Here is a 21,831-nt window from a genome sequence, read left to right on the forward strand (position 1 = left end):
CCGTTCTGCGATTCTGCGATTCCAGATCAGGAAGCGAGCGCTTCGGACGGCGGAGCCTGGGTGCTCAACGCGATCACTCCGTAGTCCCAGCCCTTGCGTCGATAGACGACACTCGGGTGGTCGGTGCGGACATCGACGAACAGGAAGAAGTCGTGTCCGACCAGTTCCATCCTGTCGACGGCTTCCTCGACGGTCATCCACTCGGCATCGAAGCTCTTCGTGCGGATGACGACGGGCGAGTACTCGTCCTCCTCCGCCTGCTGCACCGGCACGCTGCCGGTCGCGACCGCACGGAGGACGTCAGCGGATGCCGGCTGGACGTCGATGCCCTCCAGCACCCCGCTCCCCTTCTCGAAGTGGGCGCCGCGCGGGTGCTGCCGTCCGTCGACCCGCTTCTCCTTCGCGCGACGCAGCTGCTCGGACATCTTGTCCACGGCGAGGTCGAGCGCCACGAACTTGTCGCCGTCCGTCGCCTCTGCGCGGACGACGGGGCCCTTTCCGATCAGCGTGAGCTCGACGGTCTCGTCGGGGATGCGACCGTTGCGATACACACGGTGGGTGACCTTCACATCCAGTCGCTGCGCACGGGACGCGAGCATCTGGATCTTGGCGATCTTCTCTTCGACAACGGTTCGGAAGCGATCGGTGATACCCACTCCGACGCCAACGATGCTTGTTTCCATTGCTGCCTCCTTGTCCCGGTCCTCCCGGCCAAGGGCGGACCGTGGTCGCCTTGTGTCCCCCCACCGTAGTCCGCCCGTCGGCGGATGTCACGGGGTCTTCCCCCTGTGTCGCCGATGCGTTCCCGATGAGGTTCATCCGAATCCGTCACGGCGCGGCGTGGCGGCCAGCGCGACCGCTGCCGAGACGTGGAAGCCCGCCGCGGTCAGCGCCCGTGTCGCCTCGTCGAAGGTCGCCCCTGTAGTGACGACGTCGTCCACGATCACGACCTCGGTGCCTTCGCCTGCCCGACGCACGCGCATCGCGCCGCTCACGTTCGTCGCACGCGCCCGCGCGCCCAGCCCGCGCTGGTCCGAGGTGCCGCCCACGACGCTGAGGAGCCTCTGCGGTTCGGCGTTCGCCCTCCGGATCAGGAGGTCGGGGACACGGTATCCCCGGCGCCGGAAGGCGCTCCGCGACGTCGGCACCGGCACGATCCACCTGCTCGCACTCTCCGTCGAGTTGAGCACGGACGCCAGCGCCGCGCCGAGTGGGCGCGCCAGGAGCGTCTCGCCCTTCCCCTTCAGACGACGGATGCACTGCGCCGCGACCCCTTCGAAGGCGAGCGCGGCCGTCACCGGAAGCCCCTGCGGCGTCGCGAGCCGCTGCGGGTCCGGTTGCAGCGCCTGCCGGCATCGGCCGCACAACAGGGTGCCGGGCTCGTCGCACCCCGCGCAGGTCGCGGCGAGGAGGAAGGCTGCGATCTCGGTGCCCAAATCCAGGAGGTGAGTCTTCGTCCACATCCGACGATTCTGCGGTCTGGCAGTCTGCCCCTCCCAGGATCTCAGGATGTGCGGGCGAAGAGCAGCACATCGCTCTCGCGTGCAGGGAGAGTCACTCCCCGACGCGCGTGGCGAGCACCGCGACGCCGGAGGCGACTTCCCGCCATGCCGACCCCGCGTGGGCGAACAGCTCACCGTTCGCCCCGAGGATGCGCACACCGGACGCCGTGCGCGCCCCGGCGATCGAGACGGCATTGTTCGGTGCGGCCTCCGTCGCCCCCGGCCCCCCGACCATCTGGGTGATCAGTCGCGGGCTGCTCGGATCGGCGAGCACCCCCACCCGGTCGAGTCCGAGCCACACCAGGCCTGTCGCCGGGTCGGCGAGCTGCGTCAGCTGCTTGACCTCTCCGAGTTCGATCGGAACACCGGCCGAGTCCCGGACGACCGCCGCGACGACGACCCACATCTGCTTGCCGACGGTCACGACGGCTGCCACCCTCGCGCCATCCGCCGAGACCCTCAGATGCGAGATCCCCGACGCGCTCGGCCACGCCTTCGCGATCGGATGGGCTACGGCGTCGCTTCCCGACGCCTGCAGGGACGCGGGGGAACCCGTGGGCACCGACCAGGTGTAGCCGTAGGGATCGAGCGAGGGATTGATGAGCCCGGGGCGGGCGTCGAGCTCGTCGAGGCTCCCCGCGCCGACGAGGTAGACGTGCTGGTCGGCGAGTCTGGTGGCGGCGTGGGTGTCGTCGGCGGCCACATCGATCGAGACGATCGGCTGCGGGATCGATGTAATCTCCGCGCTGATCCCGTCGAGCGGCGAGATCTCGTCCCCGACGATGCGCCCGAACGCGCCGTTCTGCAGCACGAGTGTGCCGATCTCGGTGGAGGGCTCCTTGACCTCGGCCTGCCCCGCGTCCAGGTCTCTCCCGTCCACCGTGAATCGCACCTGCGTGACGGCGACGCCGGAGGCCCTGAGGGTAGCTTGGAGCTGCGTGCGCATGCGCGACAGCGTCGTGGCATCCAGTCCGCTGGCCGGGCGCGTGAGCGCGACGTCAGCCACCTGTCCGACGATCGGCACCGCATCCTGCGCCAGCTGCACGTCGGCGGGGAAGGCGTTCTGCACTGCCGGGTCGAGCCATTCGCTGGGGGCACCGCCGATGAGCGCCCGTGTCACCGTGGTCGCGGGGCTCTGCCGCCGCGGGAACCAGCGCATGTCGGGCACCAGGCGCGACCAGCCGAGGTCGAAGTACTGCAGCGGATACCCCTCGAAGACCTTCGTGAATCGCGTCTCGTCGATCACGACGCCGTCGGGCGCCTGCGTGATGCGCCATTCGCCGTTCTCCATGCGCTGCACGGTGAACGCCACCGCGGACGAGCCGACGGCCTCGGCGTATCCGCCGGAGTCGTCGACACTCGCGACGAGGTCCAGGGTCACCTGGACCTCCGCCGTGTCCGCGTCCTCGACCTCGTCATCCGGGACCGAGGACGTGACGGTCCTGGTGTCGGGGCCGATGTCGATCGACACGCCGGCGGAGGGGCTCCAGCTCCGCTGCAGCGATGGCGCGAGGAAGTCGCGCGCGGTGTCCCAGTTGTCGGTGGTCGTGATGCCGGCTTCGAGGAAGCCGTCGACGATCTCCTCCGGCCCTGCGCCCGTGATCGGCCCGGAGGCCACGGGAAGGATGTCGATGTCCTGTGGGGATTCGCCGAGCTTGAGGCCGACGGCGACGTCGCCGCTGGTCGGCAACCCGGCGCAGGCGGGAAGCAGCAGGGCTACGAGCACCAGCGCGAGTCCCCGCAGCCTTCGCTTACCTCGGTGCTCGGTCACGGCCGATCCTCCTCATCGAACATGCCGGCCGGCGCATCGGTCAGCGAGATCGGCTGGGTCGCGTCCCCGATCTCCGCGAACGGCTCCTGCGGCTCCACGGGGATGGGGCTCGGACCGTCCAGGACCCCCTCGTGTCGAGGAATCGTCAGGACGAAGTTGGTGCCGACGCCCAGCTCCGACCACACATCGAGCGTGCCGCCGTGCAGCGTCGCATCTCCCAGGGCGATGGAGAGCCCCAGCCCCGTGCCTCCGATCGTCCGCTGGCGTGAGGGGTCGGCACGCCAGAACCGGTCGAACACCCGCTCCGCATCCGCCGGATCCATCCCGAGCCCGAAATCCCGCACTCCGGCGGCCACCGCGTGCTGATTGCTGTCGATGGTGACGACCACCGGACGACCTTCTCCGTGCTCGATCGCGTTTCCGATCAGGTTGCGCAGGACACGCCGCACGCGCCGCGGGTCCATGTCCACCGGGGAATATCCCCCAGGCGCCACGAGCCTCAGCTCGGTGCCGTGCCCCTCGGCGAGAGGACGCATCTGCTCGATGATGTCCTCGGCGAGGTGGGTGAGGCTCGTCGCCTCCAGTTCCAGCTGCACCGATCCCGCGTCGTACCGACTGATCTCGAGAAGGTCGGACAGCAGCGTCTCGAAGCGCTGCACCTGGGCGTGCAGCAGTTCGGCCGTGCGGGCGGTGGTGGGGTCGAACTCCTCGCGCTGATCATTGAGCATGTCGGCGGCGAGACGGATAGTGGTCAGCGGCGTGCGCAGCTCATGAGAGACATCGGACACGAATCGCTGCTGCACCATCGAGAGTTCGCCGAGCTCCTTGATCTGGGATTCGATGCTGTCGGCCATCGCGTTGAACGAGCGCCCGAGCGTGGCGAGCTCGTCCTCCCCGTGTACCTCGAGACGCACACCGAGATCACCTGCCGCCAACCGCGCACTCGTCTCGGCCGCCTGCACGATCGGGGTCGACACGGCACGGAGGACGATCCAGGAGATGGCGGCGACGATCGCCACCAAGCCGATTCCCGCGATCCACAGCGTCCGCTGCACGAAGACGAGGGTCTGGTCGGCATCGCCGAGGTCGTAGGCGAAGTAGATCGCGAAAGCCCCTGCCTCCGGGACCTGCAGCTGCTGCCCGACGATGATGCCCGGCACTTCGCCACCGTCGGCGGCCGGCAGAGCCACCGACTGCCAGGCCTGACGGTCGTCGAACTCGATGACACGCGCCTGGAGCTCGGGGCTCAGCAGACTCCGGCTCAGTCCGGCCTCGAACCCGTTCAGCCGCACGCCCTTGGCATCGTCGACCTTGAAACCGGCGAGCTGATCCGTGCTCGACGTGCGGGTGAGATTCGACTGCACACTGTTCCACAGTTCGGTGAGAGCCGCGGAGTCGTCGCCCACCTCCGCCACATCCAGGATCCCCTGGGCCTGGTCGACCGCGCGGCGGGAATCCTCGAGTGCGACGTCCTTGCGCGAGATGAAGAGATCGTTCTGGATCACCAGCGCCATCGTGACGCACGTGATGAAGATCGCGAGCGAGGTCGCCAGCAATGTGATCGAGAGCGTACGGAAACGCAGCGAGCGGCGCCACAGGACCCCGAGCATCGTCGGCCAACCGCGCCAGTCGCGCAGGACAGCGACCGTCGTGGTGGTCGCTGTCGTCGCGGCCATCGTGCGCCTAGCCGACGCTCCCGGCGCGATAGCCCACTCCACGCACCGTCATGACGATCTTCGGGTTGTCGGGGTCGAGCTCGACCTTGGCGCGCAGGCGCTGGACATGGACGTTCACCAGCCGGGTGTCGGCCTTGTAGTGGTACCCCCACACCTGCTCCAGGAGCATCTCCCGGGAGAACACCTGCTGCGGCTTGGAAGCGAGCGCGACGAGAAGCTGGAACTCCAGCGGTGTGAGCGCGATCGGCTCGGAGCCGCGACGGACCTCGTGCGCATCGACGTCGACGGTGAGATCACCGACGCGAAGCTGCTCGCTGGTGGTCTGCGGCGTCGGACGGAGACGGGTGCGGATGCGCGCGACGAGTTCCTTCGGGTTGAACGGCTTGACCATGTAGTCGTCCGCACCGACCTCCAGTCCTCGGACGACGTCGGCCGTGTCGCTGCGAGCGGTGAGCATGATGATCGGCACGCCGGACTCCGCACGGATGCGCGTGCAGATCTCGATCCCGTCCATGCCGGGAAGCATCAGATCGAGCAGCACGAGATCGGGCCGCTGGGCTCGCCACTCATCGACGGCGCGCGCGCCGTCGGCGCAGAAAACCGGCTCGAAGCCTTCGGTCCGAAGCACGATCCCGATCATCTCGGCGAGCGCTGTGTCGTCGTCGACCACGAGAATACGTGAGGTCATAAGAGTTACCTTATGGCACCGAGTCCCAGCGATCCCAGGTCTGCGCTCCGTGCAGGGGATATGACACGATGGAGGCGCATGATGGAGAGGGAGTGCCTGTGACCGGACAGACGTGGACGCCTGCCCCGAAGAAGGGCATCATCCCTCTTCACCCGCTGTCGTTCGGGATGCTGCTGGGGAAGGCCTTCGCGGCACTGCGACACAACCCCAAGGTGCTCTTCGGGTTCGCGGTCGTCATCCAGCTCATCGTGGTCGTCGTCACCGCTGTGGTGATGGGCGTGGTCCTCTTCACCACGTTCAGCCGCCTGGAGACCGTCTCCCCCTCTTCTCCGGACTTCGAGGCGGTGATGGCGGGCACCATCGCGGTGAACGTCATCGCCGGACTGGCCGTCGGTGTCGCCTCGATCGCCTTCACGGCCATGATGCAGGGGGTCGTCGCCGCGGAGATCGGGTACGCCGCGATCGGTGTGAAGGCCACGCTGCGGATGCTGTGGCGGCGGATGGCGCCCGCCTTCTGGAGACTCGCCGGTTTCGCCTCTCTCTCGGTCGCCGCCGTGTTCGGTCTCTTCATCATCGCCGCCGTCATCATCGCGGGCTTCGTCGCCGGAGGCCTCGGGGGGAGCATGGAGATGGTCGGCGTCGTCGTGCTCGTGGTGATCCTGATCGTGCTCGCCTGCATCCCCCTCGCGGTGTGGCTCACCACGAAGCTGCTGCTCGTGCCGTCGATCCTGGTCCTGGAGCGTGCCCGTTTCCGTGACGCCTTCGTCCGCTCCTGGCGGCTCACCCGCGGGCGGTTCTGGGTCGCGTTCGGCGTGACATTCCTGATCAGCGCGATCATGGGCATCGCGGCACAGGTGGTGAGCGTGCCGGCGACGTTGCTGGGATCGCTCCTCGGCTCCGTCGTCGCCCCCACCGGCGCAGCGGATCCGAGCGCTGTCGTGGCATTCGTCGTGACCCTGGTCGCTCCCCAGATCCTGCTCCTGGTCATCCAGGCGATCACGCTCGTGGTGCAGAGCACCGGAGCCGCGCTCGTCTACCTGGACTGCCGGATGCGCTACGAGGGCCTGGATCAGACGTTGATCGCCTATGTGGAGCGCCGCGACCTCGGATGGACCGATGAGCAGCAGGAGGATCCGTTCCGCGTCGATCCCTCACGCGCGGTGACATCGGCTCCTCCGCCCCGCCAGGTTCCGGAACACGTGATGATGTCCCAGGGATACGCATACCCTCCGTCTCCGGCGACGCCCTCTCCGACGCCTCCGTACCCGACGCAGGGATACCCGACGCAGCCGGCACACCCGACGCAGCCGATGCAGCCGGCGGCAGGAGCATTCCCGCCGCCGCCGCCACCCGCGGTGCCCGCCCCCGGAGACGCTCCGGCCGACAGCGGCTGGACAGCACCCGGCTCCGACGGCGCCGCATGATCCGACGCTTCGACGATCTCTTCGTGCCCGATGGCGACGAGGCTCGACGCTGGGCGGAGGAAGAGCTCTCCAACCCGCGCTACGCGGACGCGAAGCCCACCTGGTTCGATCTGGTGGCCCGCGACATCGGCCGCTTCCTCGCCGATCTGTTCAGCTCGGACAACGGCGCGAACGTCGGTCCGTCCGCCCTCATCATCGTCAGCGTCATCATCGCGGCTGCTCTGATCGCCGCCCTCATCATCTGGGGACGGCCGCGCAGTTCGAGGTCGATCAGGCGGGCGCACGGAGACCTCCTCGGTGCGGCGGACGACCGCACCGCAGCACAGCTGAGATCGGATGCCGAGCGCGCCGCACGCGAAGGCGACTGGGACTCCGCGACCGTCCTGCGCTATCGCGCCATCGCCCGCAGCCTGCGGGAACGCGATCTGATCGATCCGGCACCCGGCGCGACCGCGCAGGGGATCGCCCGCGAGGCCAGCACGGTGTTCTCGGACGAGGCCGAGGCGATGCGACGCGCCGCCCTCACCTTCGACGATGTCCGCTATCTCGGACATCACGCGGCGGCGGAGGCGTATCGGGATCTCGTCGACACCGACGATCGGATCCGCGGACGCCGCCTGGAAGTGGTGCCGGCGTGAGCATCACAGACAGCGAGCGCACGCCCCTGCTCCCCGCCGCCTCCGACGCCGAACCGCTCTCCACCGCCGAACGCCGCCCGAGTCGCGCGAAGTCCATCATCGGCTGGGCCATCGTCGCGGCGCTCGTGCTGATCGTCACGGTGGTGGGTCTTCGCGTAGCCGCGACGGCACCCGGTGCGCGCGGCGCCCTCGACCCCGAGGCCCGCGACGATGCCGGCGCGCTCGCGCTCGCGAACATCCTGCGCGATCAGGGCGTCGAGGTCGACGTCCATCGGTCACGAGTCGAGGCCCGCGCGGCGATCGACGCCGACACCATACTGGTCATGGCCAACCCCTACACGCTCACCGACGAAGCACTCGCGACGCTCACCGAACCCGCGGAGCGCGTGGTGTTCCTGTCCACGAGCACCCATCTGCTGAACGAGCTCCGCATCGGCGACAACGCGCCGGGCACATCGTCGGCCGTGAGCGCGGAGTGCGATGTCGCGGAGTTCGCGAAGGTCGGCACGATCCGCGCCGACCGTCTCTTCGCCGCCGCAGACGGCGTGCAGGCCTGCTTCGGGGATTCCGAGGGCGCAGCCGTCCTCGTCGATCGTCGCACCAGTCCTCAGCGCACCGTGGTGGAGGGATCGAGGCTCTTCGGCAACGCCTACCTCGCCGAGAACGGGAATGCGGCCCTCGGACTCGCCCTGCTCGGTCAGACCGACCGCGTCGTCTGGTATGTCCCCAGCTTCGCGGACTCCGACATCGAAGCCGAGCCGGTCGACACGCTGGGCAGCCTCACGCCCCCGTGGGTGACGCCCGCCATCCTGCTGCTGATCGCGGTGGGGGTCGCGACGGCGATCTGGCGCGGCCAGCGGTTCGGTCCCCTCGTCGCCGAGACGCTGCCGGTCACCGTGCGAGCCTCGGAGACGATGCAGGGACGCGCACGTCTCACGGCCAGAGCCGCGGACTCCGCACACGCCGCGCAGGCGCTCCGCGACGGCACTCGGCGACGTCTCGCCCGTCGGCTCGGACTCGCCGTCCACGCCGACGCGGATGAGGTCGCCGACGCGGCATCGGATCGGCTGCGGGTCCCGCGCGGCACGCTCCAGGCACTGCTGGCCGGGCCCCCGCCCGAGGACGACGCCGCCCTGATCGAACTCGCCAGACGCCTCGACCAGCTCGAGACGGCGGTGGACGAGACCGCCCGCACCGACACGACCGCCCATCCCCGAGAAGCAGAGGGAAACACGTGACCGCTGAGAACCATCCCACCGATGACGCCACGCTGCGTCAGGCCATGCACCGGGTGCGCACGGAAGTCGACAAGGCCGTGGTCGGCCAGGCCGGCACCGTCACCGGTTTGCTCGTCTCCTTGCTCGCTCGCGGACATGTGCTGCTCGAGGGTGTGCCCGGCGTCGCGAAGACGCTGGTCGTGCGCTCCTTCGCGCGGGCACTCGGCCTCGACACCAAGCGCGTGCAGTTCACTCCGGACCTGATGCCCGGCGACGTGACCGGCTCCCTCGTCTACGACGCACGTACCGGCGAGTTCGACTTCCGAGCCGGTCCCGTGTTCACCAACATCCTGCTGGCGGACGAGATCAACCGCACGCCGCCGAAGACCCAGGCTGCACTCCTCGAAGCCATGGAGGAGCGCCAGGTGTCGGCGGACGGGGTCAGTCGTCCCCTCCCCGACCCGTTCCTCGTCGCAGCGACCCAGAACCCGATCGAGCACGAGGGCACCTACTCGCTGCCGGAAGCACAGCTGGATCGCTTCCTGATGAAGCTCGTCGTCGGGATGCCGGAGCGCGACGCGGAGGTCTCGGTGCTGCGTCGGCACGCCTCAGGCTTCTCCCCCAGAGAGCTCACCGGAGTGGAGGCGGTGGTCACCGCCGAGGAGATCCGAGCGGCGCAGCACGCTGCTGCCGCGGTCGAGGTGACCGACGACGTCCTCGGCTACGTCGTCGATCTCGCCCGAGCGACCCGCCAGTCGCCCTCGGTCGAGCTCGGTGCCAGCCCCCGCGCCTCCACCGGACTGCTCGCCGCAGCGAAGGCCTGGGCCTGGCTCAACGCGTCTTCGGCGGTCACGCCCGATCATGTGCAGACGATGCTGGTCCCGGTGTGGCGCCATCGTCTCCAGCTGCGCCCCGATGCGCAGATGGAAGGCGTATCCGCCGATGCGGTGCTGACCTCGGTGGTGCAGCAGACCAGGGTGCCGATCTAGGTGTTCATCACCGGTCGCCTCGCCGTCGCCATCGCCGTCGGTATCGTCCCGCTCGTCATCGCCGGGCTCGCGGGCTATCCGGCGTACGCGGTGCTCGGTGCCTGGATCGCTCTGTGCCTGCTGCTCGTCGCCGTCGACGTCGCCCTCGCCGCGAGTCCTCGCTCCGTCACCGTGAGCCGCCGGCTGCCCGCACGCGCGCGGCTCGGCGAGCCGGTCCCGGTGAGCGTCGCGGTGCACAACCACGGCAGCAGGGCACTGAACGCGACGCTCCGCGACGCATGGCAGCCGACAGCGGGCGCTCCGCTCGACCGGCAGCGTCTGCACATCGCTCCTGGCGAACGCGGCCGGGTCGCCATTCCGCTCCTCCCCCGCCGCCGCGGAGAACTCGTGAGCGAGTTCGTGATGCTGCGTTCGCGCGGGCCCCTCGGCATCGCCGGTCGACAGGCCCGGCACGTCGTCCGCGGGGCGATCAGAGTGCTCCCGGCGTTCTCCTCCCGCAAGCATCTTCCGTCGCGACTCGCCCGGCTGCGCGAGCTGGACGGCAACACGAGCATCCAGGTGCGTGGTCAGGGCACCGAGTTCGACTCCTTGCGGGAGTACGTGCGCGGAGACGACGTGCGTTCGATCGATTGGAGGGCGACGGCTCGCGCCGGGACCACCATGCTGCGGACCTGGCGGCCGGAGCGGGATCGCCACGTCGTCATCATCATCGACACGGGGCGCACGGCTGCCGCACGTGTCGGGGACGGCACCCGTGTTGATGCCTCACTGGAGGCCGCGCTGCTGCTGGCGGCACTCGCCTCCCGCGCGGGCGATCATGTGCACCTCCTGATGTACGACAGGGTGGTCCGCGCGCGGGTGACGGGCGTCGACGGCGCCGCGCTGCTGCCGGCACTCACCGACGCCATGGCTCCGGTGCACGCTCGGCTGGTCGACACGGACTGGCACGGCGCGTTCACCGCCGTCCGCACGCTCACCACACGCCCCTCGCTCATCGTGGCTCTGACCGCGCAGGATGCCGCCGAGTCGGCGCGCGGATTCCTCGGCGCCTTCCCGAACGCGTCACGCGCGACCACCGTGCTGGTCGGCTCCGTGACCGATGACGGCATCTCCGCGCTCGCGCGCCGACGCGACTCCCGGGAGGACGTGTACCTCGCAGCAGCGGCCGAGAGGACCCTCCGCGATGCGGAGAACGTCGCCGATGCGATCCGCAGGGCGGGCGGAGAGGCGATCGCCGCCGATCCGGAGGAGCTTCCTCCCCGGATCGCCGACCGCTATCTGGAGCTGAAAGCGGCTGGTCGGCTCTGAACCCCCGCCCACGATGAGATGTGGCGGCTCACCGTCTGTCAGCCCGCCACCAGACGCGGCGTACCCGCTTCGTACTCGACGAGGTCTCCCGTCTCACCCTGGCGGTGCGCGCGCCCGCCGATGACGAGCATGTAGATCAGGAACACGGCGAGTGCCGCGCCTCCGATACCGATCTTGACCGGCCACGGCAGTGCCCAACCGGTGACGAAACCTTCGACGAGCCCCGCGAGGAACAGGGCGAAGACCAGACCGATCGCCACGGTCGCGAGCGCTCGGCCCTGCTCGGCGAGCGCTTCACCTCGCGTGCGTCGCCCCGGCGCCACCCAGGCCCAGAACACGTGCAGACCCGCGGCGGCCGCCACGAAGATACAGGTCATCTCGAGCATCCCGTGCGGAAGGATGTACAGCACCATCAGGTCGGCCTTGTCGTGGACGGCCATCACCGCGCCGGTGGTCCCGAGACCCATCGCGTTCTGCACGAGCATGTAGACCGGCCAGATCCCCGTGACGCCGAAGAGCACGCACTGCATCGCGATCCAGGCGTTGTTCGTCCAGACCATGCCCATGAACACGGCAGCGGGGTTCTCGGTGTAGTAGCCCGTGAAGCTCTCGTCCGCATACTGCTCGAGTGCGGACGGCGAGCCCAGAGTCGCCACGAGCGCGGGATCGCTCGCGATCCAGGCCGCGGTGCCGACGGCGACCGCGATGAAGGAGATCGCGATGACCAGGGTCGTCCAACGCAGGCGATACAGCGCAGCGGGAAGCTGCAGACGGAAGAAGCGTCCGGTCTGCGTGAGGATGCTGTCCGATGCACCGGTCAGACGCAGGCGTGCACGGACCAGGATGGTCGACAGGTAGGCACCCTGCGGCGAATCGCCGACCGAGGTCTTGAGCTCAGCCAGGTCGGCGGAGGCGGCGCGGTATCGGACGATGAGCTCGTCGACCCCGTCCCCGTCGAGACGGGCGCGACTGAGTTGGTCCAGCCGCTCCCATTCGGCGCGGCGTGCATCTGTCAGCGCATCGGCATCCACCTGATTTACTGTACTCATGTCCACCCCGATCGATGCTGCAGACGAGGTGCTCTCCGGCGAGGCCGTGGCGATCGACGTGCAGCCCATCGGCTTCCTGCTCCGAGCGCTCGGCGCCGCGATCGACATGCTCCTCGGATACGCCGTGTTCCTCCTGTGGATCTTCCTGCGCATCTGGCTGCTCGACGCCGGCGTGCTCGACGAGACGACGGATCGGATCGCCGTGGTCTCGGCCTTCGTGGTGAGCTTCGTGGTGCTGCCGATCACGATGGAGGTCGCCCTGAAGGGACGCAGCCTCGGCAAGCTCGCGGTCGGCGGGCGCATCGTGCGCGTGGACGGAGGCGCCGCGGGGTTCCGACACGCCTTCATCCGCGCCCTCCTCGGCGTGCTGGAGATCTACATGACCTTCGGCGGTGTGGCGGTGCTCACCGGCGCGTTCAACGCGCGGTCGCAGCGCCTGGGCGACCTGGTCGCCGGCACCTACAGTCAGCGCGTGCGCACCCCCGCTCTCGTGTCGCACGTACCCGTGCTTCCTCCGTCGTTGGGCGGCTGGGCCCAGATCGCCGACGTCGCTCGGCTCCCCGACCGGCTCGCGCGGCGCATCTCCCAGTTCCTGCAGAGCGCCCCCCGCATGATTCCTGCGGCACGGGCACGTGTCGCGCTCGATCTGCTGACCGAGGCGACTCCCTTCGTCTCGCCGCTGCCTCCGGCTCCGCCGGAGCAGGCGCTGATCGGTATCACCGTCCTGCGCCGGGAACGCGAACGCCGGGCACTGGAGAACTCCGACCGTCGCGCCGAACGGCTCACCGGGCGGCGCGTCGGCGTCTGAACGGCGCCGGTCACCGCGGCGTCCTCCGCACCTTCACGCGTGCGTCAGAAGCGGATCGCGTCGATCACCTTGACACGGAGAGCGACCAGCGCGGGGATGAACCCGGACACCGCACCGACGATGACCGACGCGAGGAGGCCGATGAGCGCCGCGCGCATCGGGAACGGCGGGATGTCCTGGATCCCGTAGAACATCGACGTGATGATCCACTCCGAGCGCAGCACCGCGACGACGATCGCGATCCCGATCACTCCCGCGACCGTGGTGGCCACGAGGCTCTCCAGGAACACCGCGAAGAAGACCCGCCCCGAGCTCGCACCGAAAGCGCGCCTGACCCCGATCTCCCGAACGCGTTGACGCATCGCCACGAGCTGGATGTTGATCAGGCTGAGCGCCCCGAGGGCGAGGATCAGGGCCGCGATACCACCGGTGACCATCTCGAACGTCGCCTGCGCATCCAGAGCCCCCGGCTGCGCAGCCCAGTCGGACCTGCTCACCGACACCGTCTGGCCCTCGGGCAGCCCCGCCCTCAGGTCCATCGCGAGCACCGGGGCGATCCGATCCACCTGGCCGGTCCCCATCCAGATCTCGTACTGCGTCCACGCATCGGTCGGGAGCGCATCCACGCGGGCACGGTAGGAGTCGTACAGCACATCGACGCGCATCTCCTCGTCGCCCATGCCCTGGCGCGGAGTGATGCCGATCACCTGGTACGTCCCGCCGGCCGGGCCGCCGAGCGTCACGGTCGGGTGCTGCGACAACGGCACACGCCCCAGCCGGTCCCACAGGGGCTCCGTGATGACGACGGGCGGGGCCATCGCCTCGCTGTCGGAATCGAGGAACCACCGCCCTTCCAGGAGGCGCTCGCGATGGATCTGCGAGAACGCGGGATCCATGACGCGGGCCGGAACCTGCACGATCCCGTCGGGGAGCTGGACGTCGAGCATCACGCCCTGGGAGATGCGCGCCGTGTGGCTGAACCCGAAGCGCTCGGACACGCGGTCGAAGCGGGCATCGAACTCGTCGGCGTCGACGGGCGTGCCGTCGTCGCTGTTGACCGCGACGACGACGGTGGCCGCTCGTCCGCCCCACCGGTCGGACTGCTCGGCTTGGAACTGTCGCTGGTACTCGGAGATCGCGACGACCGCGGTGAGCGCGCCCACGGACACGGCGATCCCGATGAGGCTGAGCAGCACGCGCAGTTTGTGCACACGGATCTCGGCCCAGGCGTCGGAGAGGGCGCCGAGGAAACCGGTCATGCGACCACCTCCGGTGCGGCGGAGGGCACGGGGGCGGCGAGGGTCGACGCCTCGAAGGCGCGGCTGAGGTCGGCGATCTCCAGGCGTCCGGCGTCGAGTCGGTAGTGGCGACGCGCCCGCGCAGCGACATGGAGATCGTGCGTGATGGTGACCAGTGCCGCGTCGGTCTCCGTCGCCACTTCGTCGAGCAGCGACATGACCGATGCCCCGGTGTCGATATCGAGGGCTCCGGTCGGCTCGTCCGCGAGGATCAGGACCGGTCTGCGGACGAGAGCCCGCGCGATGGCGACACGCTGCTGCTCACCGCCGGAGAGGTTGTCGGCGATCTGGTCGACGCGATGCCCCAGCCCGACGCGCTCGAGCATGTCGGCCGCGATCTGGCGACGGTTCCAGAACATCCGCCCCTTCGCGTGGCCGAGCGGCATCATCACGTTGTCGATCGCCGTACGCCCCGGCAGGAGGTTGAACTGCTGGAACACGAAGCCGACGTTGTCGCCGCGAAGGCGGTCGAGGCGACCGGAGCGCATCCGGCGCACCTCCCGACCTTCGAACGCGACGGAGCCGGAGGTGGGCGCATCCAACATCCCCAGGATGTTGAGCAGCGTCGATTTCCCCGACCCCGAGCGGCCCACGATGGAGACGTGGTCCCCCGCTCCGACCTCGAGGGTGACGCCCCGAAGGATCTCCAGGCGCGAGTCGTCGGCGAGCAGGACGCTCTTGGAGACGTCGTCGAGCGCGACCAGGCTCACCAGCTGGTCCCGGTGTCGCACTGCTCCACGCCCGGGGAGACCTCGTAGCAGAACTCCTCGACCGGCGCGACGAAGCCGGGCACGAACTGACGGATGCTGTCGCCCTCCGCCAGACCCTCCGTCACCTCGACCATGACGCCGTCGTTGACGCCGAGAGTCACCGCCCGCTCCTCGGGGTCGGAGCCGTCACCGGCGTCGACCCAGACCTTCCCCGACCCCGCACCGCCCTGGACGGCGGTGACCGGGATCACCAGCGCGTCATCCACCTGGCCGAGAGCGAGGTCGATCTTCGCGGGGAGACCTGCGAAGACCGTCTGGTCGACCGGGATCGCGCAGCGCACATTCGCGGTGCCCTCCGCCGTCACCTGGACTCCCACACCGGTGCACGCGAACGGGGCAGGGCCGCCCGTGATGGTGACCGTGGCCTCGGTGGGAGCATTGACGAGCCGGTACAGCTGCACGGGGTCGACGGTGGCGAGCAGGTGGTAGCGCGCTGGCGTGAGCTTGTACGTCTCGGTGCCGACCGTGGTGGCCTGGCCCTTGACAACGGCGAACTCCGACACGTCGCCGGCTTCGGGCGCGAGAACGTCGATGTCCTTGCGCGGCTCCTCCTGACGCACGGTGTACAGCTTCTGCCCCGCGGTCACGGTCGCCCCCTCCCCCACGTGCACGGCGAGGACGGTGCCGTTGAGCTCACCCCGGACGGCGAAGTCGTCGTCGCGCGCCACGTTCCCGCTCAGGCTCAGCGCGTTCACGACCGAACCGCGCTCGACAGCCACGACGGGATCCGTGATCCCGGCCTCCGGACTGACGACGCTCTCCGCGCGGTCGGGGAAGAACGCGATCTTGACGAGAGCCGCGGCGCACGCGCCGAAGACCACGACGAGAAGCAGGGGGAAGATCCAGCGACGCCAGACGATCACGAGTGCCTTTCCGGCCGCGCCGCCCTGGCACGCCTGCGGTCAGCGTATCCAGACTTCGGAATTCAGCGCTCGGCTGTGACCGCGTGTCGATCCACCGGTGTCAGGCGCGCAGTGCTTCGTGACGGACGACGAGCCACCCGGCGGGCACCGAGAGCCGGTCGGCGTGGGGCGAGCACAGATCATGCGCCTGAGGATCGTTCGCAGCGCCGAGCGGGCCGAGGGCCGCCATCTGATCGCCGTAGTCGTAGGTGAGGGTGGCCACGGCCTCTCGCGCGCAGCCGACCTTCGAGCACAGTCGTCCGTCCATCTCCGCCAGCGTACGGCGCACTCCGACGCGGCGACGGATGCCGCGCCGGGCGAGCCGCCACCGCCTAGACTTTCGTCATGCCTCGTCGACGCGCCACCCCCGCCACCGCCGCTCCTCGGCGCGGTGCGCGGCATGGGCGACATGGTCGCCTGGGCCGCAGCGAGGTCGTGCGTCCGCCGTTGGCTCCTCTCGACGGACGCATCGACCGGTTCGACCTCACGGTCGGCACGGCCGTCGAGTTCCTCCGCGGTACCTGGCCCGAACTGCAGGACGTCCGGTTCGAGATCGGCGCGATCCCGGGGTTCGACGCGACCGACGAAGTGCCCCGGTGGTATCTCGACCGCGAGAACCGGCGCATCGTGCTGTTCCGACTCCCCATCGAACGGCTCCTGCCCCCTGGGCACGACGATGCCGCGCACCGGCGCATGGCCATCGAGAGCGCGGTCTTCCGGGCAGCGGCCGAGTACGTCGGCCGCGAGCCGTGGGACCTCGGCCACGACCACTGACACCACGACTAACGCCACGACAGTCGTTGCCGGCATGTCGGCCCGAACGCGGTGCGCCGCTCAGGGATAGACCGTGATCGGCTTCTCTCCGCCGGCGCTCGTCTGGATGGGCATCACCGCGATGGCGCCGGGAGCCGTGAGCGCCACCGCAGCGTGCACGGGCGCCGTCGTCTGCATCCGATAGGTCGTACGCCCCGCGACGGCGACCCCGGCGGTCTCGCCTGCCGGGACGACGATCTCCTGCGCTTGCCCCCCGTCCACGGGTTCGAGTGTGACGGTGGCGTCAGCGTCGGATGTGTTGGCGAGCTGCAGTCTGGCCGCCGGACCGGACGGCACGGCGAACACCACATCGACATCGACCTCAGGAGCCGGCATCACCCAGGCGAAGTCCGAGTCGAGCCCGAATCCGTCCTGCTGTCGGACGGCGGCGATGAGCGGCACGTCCGCTTCCACCTCGACCGTGTACCGACCCGGCTCGAGACCGGACAGGGACACCTGGGACGGGAGATCGGCTTCGAGCGGGACGGTGAACTCATCGGCCAGACCCGCCTCCCCCTCGGCGTGGACCTTGACCTGGACGCGAGCGCCGACGCCCGGCGACAGAACGCGAAGAACAGTCATCTCGGAGTCGTCGCCGCTGGCCGGGAACGCCTCCACCCCGGTGAACACGAGCCTCTGCTGCGCCCCGGGGACCGAGTCCTGCAGGTCGATGCCCGCGGGATCGAGAACCCGCACCAGCGATGACTGGAGGGCTGCGCGCACCGGGGCTCCCACCGCGCTCACCTTCACCACGGGCACGTCGTTGCCGGTGGTGAATGAGGTGAGGGGAAGGGCCGTCTGCGAGCGCGCGGGGACGATCACCGTCCGCGTGCTCCGCGCGGGTCCGTACACCGACAGCGTGACCGTGGACGGGACATCGGCCGCATTCGTCAGCGTCACGATGTCCTCCGTCCCGGTGTCGATGCTTCCTCCGACGAGCCACGACTCCAATCGCGGCTGACCACACGGCAGGGCGGCGTATCCCGCGAGGTCGTCGGCCGCGATCGTGATCGACTCCGCTCCGGCGATCAGCGGTGCCGTGCGCCCGTCGACCCGCCCTGTGAGCCGTTCCGGTCCCTCGGCCTCCGGCAGATCCGTCACCGCGAGCCGATCCGCTTCCGGAGCTCCCGCGGTACCTCCTGTCGTCAGGGACGGGGAGGCTGCGGGGAGCATGTCCAGCGGGGCCGCGGCGTCGCGCCCGAGTGCACGGAGGTCACCGTTGCAGACGAGGATGCTGTCACCGGGGACCGGTGTGACCTCGACCTGTGCCGGATCGTGCGCGACGACAGGCCACGGGGCGTGCACCGCCGTCGCGACACCGATCACGCACGCGGCGATGACCGCCACGCCCGTGATGACCCTGGCACCGGTCGCGGCGACTCGGAATGCGCGGTTGCCACTGCTCATCGGTCCTCCTCGGTAGAGGTCGGGCGTCGTTCACCGCGGTCCGTCGACGCTTCTGTGCCAGACGAAGACGGCTCGTCGCTGGTCGGCTGGGCGATCGGCGCGAGGGCATCCTCGTTCAGTGCGGGCTCGTCCTGCGGGTCCTCGATCGTCCCCACCGGAGCTTCGTCGATGAGGTCAGCGTCCTCCCTGTGCCTCGGCAGGACGATCGGCTCGTCCGGCACACGACCGACGATCCGGGAGCGGGAGCGTGCGGCGCGGCGCGATGCCCTCGTCGGGATCGACAGCAGGAGGGCGGCGAACACCGCCAGCAGCTGCAGGGTGATCACGAGTCGTGCCGTGCCCTGCTGGGCGGAGGTGAGGGAGGGCTGCTCGGCAGGTTCGGCCTCCAGCCGCCAGAGCACTCCACGGTCGGTGGTCCCCGCGTGCACCAGGCCGGCACGCTGGTCGATCGCTGCGACGGCCTCGGTGCGCAGAGCCCTCGCTTTGTCGCCCTCTCCCTGGACCTGGGCGACGAGCACGTAGCTGATCCCCGTCTCCGCGAGGGCACCCGGCGCGTCGAAGTCGCGCGCGGAAAGGAGGTCCACGGCCAGCGTCGAGATGTCGGCGCCCCGTGGCTCGACGGCGGTGGAGGTCAAGGTCGACTGCGAACCGAGGGTCTCGCTCGCGCCCCACGTCACCTCAGCGGCGAGGCCGCCGTCGTTCTGGGGGGTCAGCACGAGAGTGGCGATCGAGCGATCACCGGCCGCCTGTGCTGCCACGTATGCCGGCAGCGTCGAATCCGGCCCGTTGGTCAGGACCGAACGGTCGGTGTGCTGCGCGCTGAGCGCGGGCACCGCGCATGCTGCCAGTGCCGCCGCTGCGACCACCGCGGCGGAGACCCGCAGCCGCGGCATGGTGAGAGCGGTGTCCAAGGTGACGACCGCGGCACCGACCACGCCGATCCAGGCCAGGCTGAGCCCTGCCCCTGGCCAGATCGCGACCGGAGTTCCCTGCGCGAAGCTCACGGTGACGCCGACAGCGAGGAAGGCCGTCGCGAGCCCGGATGCAGCGACGACGAGCAGGGTGATCCCCGCACGCCAGCGCGGCGCGACCGCTGCTCCGAGCGCGAGCACGGCGATGGGGGCGCAGAGCAACGGAGCCCATACGGCGATCGACGGCGGGACGATCTCCATCCATCCGGCCAGCGCCGGCGTCGGGAAGCCGCCGGCGAGCGCGAGACGCCCTGCGGCGTCGGCGGCGACCTGCGGGCCCGCCCAGATGAATCCGGGATCGGCCAGCAGTGCCAACGGCGTGCCGTGTGCGAGCTGCCAGAACACGAGCGGCGCGAAGAGGACGATCGTGGGCACCGGCAGCCACAGCAACCGGCCCGCGCCGCGGAACTGCGCGGTTCCCAGCACGATGCCGAGTGCGACGACCCACAGCAGTGCGAGGGCGGGGGCGAGCGAGGGAGCGCAGGCGACGACCGCGACGAGGAGCAGCGAGGCGCTTCCCGCGGCACCCCAGGAGCGATGCGCGACCACCGCGCTGTGGAAGAGCCACGGGAGCAGGAGGTGTACCAGGACCGCAGTCGGGCGCCCGTCGACGAGCGCGGTGAGGAAGGTCGGGGCGAGAGCCCACGCGACTCCCGCGAAGATGCGCAGGCCCTCACGGTCGGTCACCCGCGTCGCGGCGAACCAGCCGCCGAGCACGGCGAGCGGGAGCGCGAGGATCCACAGCAGAACCACCGAGAACGAGGGGCCGGCCGGCCAGAGCGAGCCCAGCACCGCCACGACCGACGCGAAGGGGTCGGCAGGGCCGACCAGGTCGAGGGCGACGTCCCGCATCCCCCACGCGGCGTCGCTCCACAGCGCACCCACGGTCTGTCGGAGGGGCAGCAGTGCCCCTCCCCCCAGCGTCGGCCATGCCAGCAGGCTCGTGAAGGAGGCGATGCTGACCACCAGCGCTGCGAGCACGGCCCAGGCGCCGCCCCCCGAGAAGAAGCGCAGTTCGCTGACCGCACCGCCCTCGCTCCCGTGGCCGTCGTCCAGCCGTCGCCGCAACTCCGAAGACGTCACTCGCAGCGGCGCGATGCTGGCCCAGCTGGAGGTGCGGAACGCACGAATCGCTGCGCGCGAGCGCACGACGGCGCCGAACCGAGACATCGCCGTGAGCGCGGCACCCCATTCGGGAAGCACGGCTTCCGGGCGCTTCGCGACGAGATCGGTGATCGAGCGCCACAGCGCGAGGGGCAGCAGACTGAGCCAGTGCAGAGGTACGGCTGCGGCAGGCGCATAAGCCAGGCGCCGATGGAGCTGCGCCAACCGGGTGACGAAGGCGCGCCGGAATCGACCGGACGGCAGCGCGGCAGGGCCATCAGGCGACACGGAGACCCGCGCACCTGGAGCGAGCACGACGCGCCCTCCGCCCAAGCGTGCGCGGACTCCCAGGTCGAGGCCCTCGTCTGCTCCGGCGAGCGCGGGATCCGGCCGCAGGGCGTCGCGGACCTCGCCACGGATGAGGAGACCGCGCACGTCCGCGCCGAGTGCGTCGTCCGAGCGGTCGTGCTGTCCCTGGTCGAGTTCACCGGCCGCGAGTTCGACCGAGCGTCCGAGAGCGGTCATGCTGACGCCGAGCGATACGATCTCGCGGTCGTTGTCCGAGGCCACGAGCTTGGGAGCGATGATCGCGGCGGAGGGCGAGCGCTCCAGCATCCCGCTCAGGCGCTCGAGTGCCCGCGGGTGTGGCGTGGTGTCCTGAGCGAGCAGCCAGATCGCCGAGCCTTCCGCGACTCGGGGCCTCGCGAGCTCGACGGCCTCGGCGAAGGAGGTGGTGGCGCGCGCCTCGATAATCCCCTCGACGGTGCTCGCGACGGCCTCGCTCTCCCGCACTGACGATGCGTCGCCGCACACGACGAGCGTTACAGCGGCGGCGGGAGTGGTCTGAGCGCGGAGGGCGTCGAGAGTGCGGAGCAGTTGCGCTCGGGAGGACGATCCAGTGCGCGCGACGATGATGGCGTGAACTCGGGCTGGCATGACGTCGTCAGCCTATGCGCGCGACCCCCGACGTCTGCGTACTGGACGCGGCGCGCCCGCGAAGCCATGCATCCCTGCGGTTCTCGCTCCGGGAGCGATGGACGACTCAGCTGGCGCGGCGCTTGAGCTTGCGACGCTCGCGCTCGGAGAGCCCGCCCCAGATGCCGAATCGCTCGTCGTTGTTGAGAGCGTATTCGAGGCATTCGCCACGGACGTCGCACGAGGTGCAGATCCGCTTGGCGTCCCTGGTCGAGCCGCCCTTCTCAGGGAAGAACGCCTCGGGGTCCGTCTGCGAGCAGAGCGCGTCGCTCTGCCAGGCGAGGGCATTGTCGTCCTCTGCAGTGTCCGCGCGTCGAACCCCGGGAACACCGAGGTTGATCGGATCGACGAACCAGTTCTCCGGTACGTCTGAACGGTATCCCGTCATCTCGATCTCCAACCCTGTCTCCGCCCCCCGGCGGGCCGTGCGCATGACTAATTACACCCGTGTCATTCGCTCCGGTCAAGTCGCGGATCGTAAACCCTCAAGGAGCTCTTTAAGGTTCTTGACCTGTCACCGG

General features: G+C 69.8%; 20 protein-coding genes. 7 read left to right on the forward strand and 13 right to left on the reverse strand.

Features of this window, described 5'->3' with window-relative positions; all coding sequences use genetic code 11:
• Window positions 1-26: 26 nt before the first annotated feature.
• From hpf to mtrA, 5 genes are all read right to left on the reverse strand, one after another.
• Window positions 27-683 carry a ribosome hibernation-promoting factor, HPF/YfiA family gene (gene hpf, locus ABRP18_RS11005; RefSeq protein ID WP_046749488.1) on the reverse strand — a complete coding sequence of 219 codons (657 nt, stop codon included), beginning with the start codon at window positions 681-683 and terminating at the stop codon, window positions 27-29.
• A gap of 132 nt (window positions 684-815) precedes the next feature.
• Window positions 816-1,463, reverse strand: a complete 648-nt coding sequence (locus ABRP18_RS11010; protein ID WP_052748822.1) for a ComF family protein — start codon at window positions 1,461-1,463, stop codon at window positions 816-818.
• Window positions 1,464-1,554: 91 nt separating this feature from the next.
• A complete protein-coding gene (locus tag ABRP18_RS11015; RefSeq protein ID WP_230977853.1) occupies window positions 1,555-3,273 on the reverse strand; it encodes an LpqB family beta-propeller domain-containing protein in 1,719 nt (572 codons plus the stop codon).
• Window positions 3,270-4,949, reverse strand: coding sequence for an MtrAB system histidine kinase MtrB (gene mtrB / locus ABRP18_RS11020; RefSeq protein ID WP_058632640.1), 1,680 nt, complete (start codon window positions 4,947-4,949; stop codon window positions 3,270-3,272). Before mtrB ends, ABRP18_RS11015 begins: the two co-directional genes overlap by 4 nt.
• Window positions 4,950-4,956: 7 nt before the next feature.
• Window positions 4,957-5,637, reverse strand: a complete 681-nt coding sequence (gene mtrA / locus ABRP18_RS11025) for an MtrAB system response regulator MtrA (RefSeq protein ID WP_046749491.1) — start codon at window positions 5,635-5,637, stop codon at window positions 4,957-4,959.
• A 98-nt stretch (window positions 5,638-5,735) separates the two neighbouring features.
• Between mtrA and ABRP18_RS11030 the strand changes: the two genes are divergently transcribed.
• The 5 genes from ABRP18_RS11030 to ABRP18_RS11050 are packed head-to-tail and all read left to right on the forward strand — an operon-like array spanning window position 5,736 to window position 11,213.
• The gene (locus tag ABRP18_RS11030; RefSeq protein WP_349884643.1) at window positions 5,736-7,061 is read left to right on the forward strand and encodes a glycerophosphoryl diester phosphodiesterase membrane domain-containing protein; all 1,326 of its coding nucleotides are present in this window, start codon (window positions 5,736-5,738) and stop codon (window positions 7,059-7,061) included.
• Window positions 7,058-7,699, forward strand: coding sequence for a DUF4129 domain-containing protein (locus ABRP18_RS11035; protein WP_349884644.1), 642 nt, complete (start codon window positions 7,058-7,060; stop codon window positions 7,697-7,699). The genes ABRP18_RS11030 and ABRP18_RS11035 overlap by 4 nt, the downstream gene beginning before the upstream one ends.
• Window positions 7,696-8,937, forward strand: a complete 1,242-nt coding sequence (locus ABRP18_RS11040; protein WP_349884645.1) for a DUF4350 domain-containing protein — start codon at window positions 7,696-7,698, stop codon at window positions 8,935-8,937. Before ABRP18_RS11035 ends, ABRP18_RS11040 begins: the two co-directional genes overlap by 4 nt.
• 44 nt (window positions 8,938-8,981) lie before the next feature.
• A complete protein-coding gene (locus ABRP18_RS11045) occupies window positions 8,982-9,905 on the forward strand; it encodes a MoxR family ATPase (RefSeq protein ID WP_218867656.1) in 924 nt (307 codons plus the stop codon).
• Window positions 9,906-11,213: a DUF58 domain-containing protein gene (locus ABRP18_RS11050; RefSeq protein ID WP_141370920.1), complete on the forward strand. Its 1,308-nt coding sequence runs from the start codon at window positions 9,906-9,908 to the stop codon at window positions 11,211-11,213.
• A gap of 38 nt (window positions 11,214-11,251) precedes the next feature.
• Here the strand turns inward: ABRP18_RS11050 and ABRP18_RS11055 are convergent, their stop codons facing one another.
• Window positions 11,252-12,244 carry a stage II sporulation protein M gene (locus ABRP18_RS11055; protein WP_046749496.1) on the reverse strand — a complete coding sequence of 331 codons (993 nt, stop codon included), beginning with the start codon at window positions 12,242-12,244 and terminating at the stop codon, window positions 11,252-11,254.
• A 16-nt stretch (window positions 12,245-12,260) separates the two neighbouring features.
• Here ABRP18_RS11055 and ABRP18_RS11060 point away from each other — a divergent pair, with 16 nt between their 5' ends.
• Window positions 12,261-13,070 carry an RDD family protein gene (locus ABRP18_RS11060; RefSeq protein ID WP_193761678.1) on the forward strand — a complete coding sequence of 270 codons (810 nt, stop codon included), beginning with the start codon at window positions 12,261-12,263 and terminating at the stop codon, window positions 13,068-13,070.
• Between the two features lie 44 nt (window positions 13,071-13,114).
• Here the strand turns inward: ABRP18_RS11060 and ABRP18_RS11065 are convergent, their stop codons facing one another.
• The 4 genes from ABRP18_RS11065 to ABRP18_RS11080 form a co-directional block, all read right to left on the reverse strand.
• On the reverse strand, window positions 13,115-14,329 hold the full coding sequence (locus tag ABRP18_RS11065; RefSeq protein WP_046749498.1) for an ABC transporter permease: 1,215 nt from the start codon (window positions 14,327-14,329) through the stop codon (window positions 13,115-13,117).
• Window positions 14,326-15,099, reverse strand: coding sequence for an ABC transporter ATP-binding protein (locus ABRP18_RS11070; protein ID WP_349884646.1), 774 nt, complete (start codon window positions 15,097-15,099; stop codon window positions 14,326-14,328). The genes ABRP18_RS11065 and ABRP18_RS11070 overlap by 4 nt, the downstream gene beginning before the upstream one ends.
• On the reverse strand, window positions 15,075-16,001 hold the full coding sequence (locus ABRP18_RS11075; RefSeq protein ID WP_061017858.1) for an efflux RND transporter periplasmic adaptor subunit: 927 nt from the start codon (window positions 15,999-16,001) through the stop codon (window positions 15,075-15,077). The genes ABRP18_RS11070 and ABRP18_RS11075 overlap by 25 nt, the downstream gene beginning before the upstream one ends.
• A 100-nt stretch (window positions 16,002-16,101) precedes the next feature.
• A complete protein-coding gene (locus ABRP18_RS11080) occupies window positions 16,102-16,308 on the reverse strand; it encodes a DUF3499 family protein (RefSeq protein WP_021199833.1) in 207 nt (68 codons plus the stop codon).
• 77 nt (window positions 16,309-16,385) lie between these two features.
• On the opposite strand from ABRP18_RS11080, the gene ABRP18_RS11085 reads away from it, so the two are divergent.
• The gene (locus ABRP18_RS11085; protein WP_227750927.1) at window positions 16,386-16,814 is read left to right on the forward strand and encodes a hypothetical protein; all 429 of its coding nucleotides are present in this window, start codon (window positions 16,386-16,388) and stop codon (window positions 16,812-16,814) included.
• A gap of 60 nt (window positions 16,815-16,874) precedes the next feature.
• Here ABRP18_RS11085 and ABRP18_RS11090 read toward each other — a convergent pair whose 3' ends face one another.
• The 3 genes from ABRP18_RS11090 to ABRP18_RS11100 all read right to left on the reverse strand — a co-directional run bounded on the left by ABRP18_RS11090 (window position 16,875) and on the right by ABRP18_RS11100 (window position 21,698).
• A complete protein-coding gene (locus ABRP18_RS11090; RefSeq protein WP_061017860.1) occupies window positions 16,875-18,260 on the reverse strand; it encodes a DUF5719 family protein in 1,386 nt (461 codons plus the stop codon).
• The gene (locus tag ABRP18_RS11095) at window positions 18,257-21,271 is read right to left on the reverse strand and encodes a glycosyltransferase (RefSeq protein ID WP_349884647.1); all 3,015 of its coding nucleotides are present in this window, start codon (window positions 21,269-21,271) and stop codon (window positions 18,257-18,259) included. The genes ABRP18_RS11090 and ABRP18_RS11095 overlap by 4 nt, the downstream gene beginning before the upstream one ends.
• Window positions 21,272-21,377: 106 nt before the next feature.
• Window positions 21,378-21,698, reverse strand: coding sequence for a WhiB family transcriptional regulator (locus ABRP18_RS11100; protein WP_082682698.1), 321 nt, complete (start codon window positions 21,696-21,698; stop codon window positions 21,378-21,380).
• Window positions 21,699-21,831: the final 133 nt, after the last annotated feature.

The organism is Microbacterium sp. WHRI 7836, assembly GCF_040223885.2.
In the GTDB taxonomy this organism is placed as follows: Bacteria; Actinomycetota; Actinomycetes; order Actinomycetales; family Microbacteriaceae; genus Microbacterium; species Microbacterium oxydans.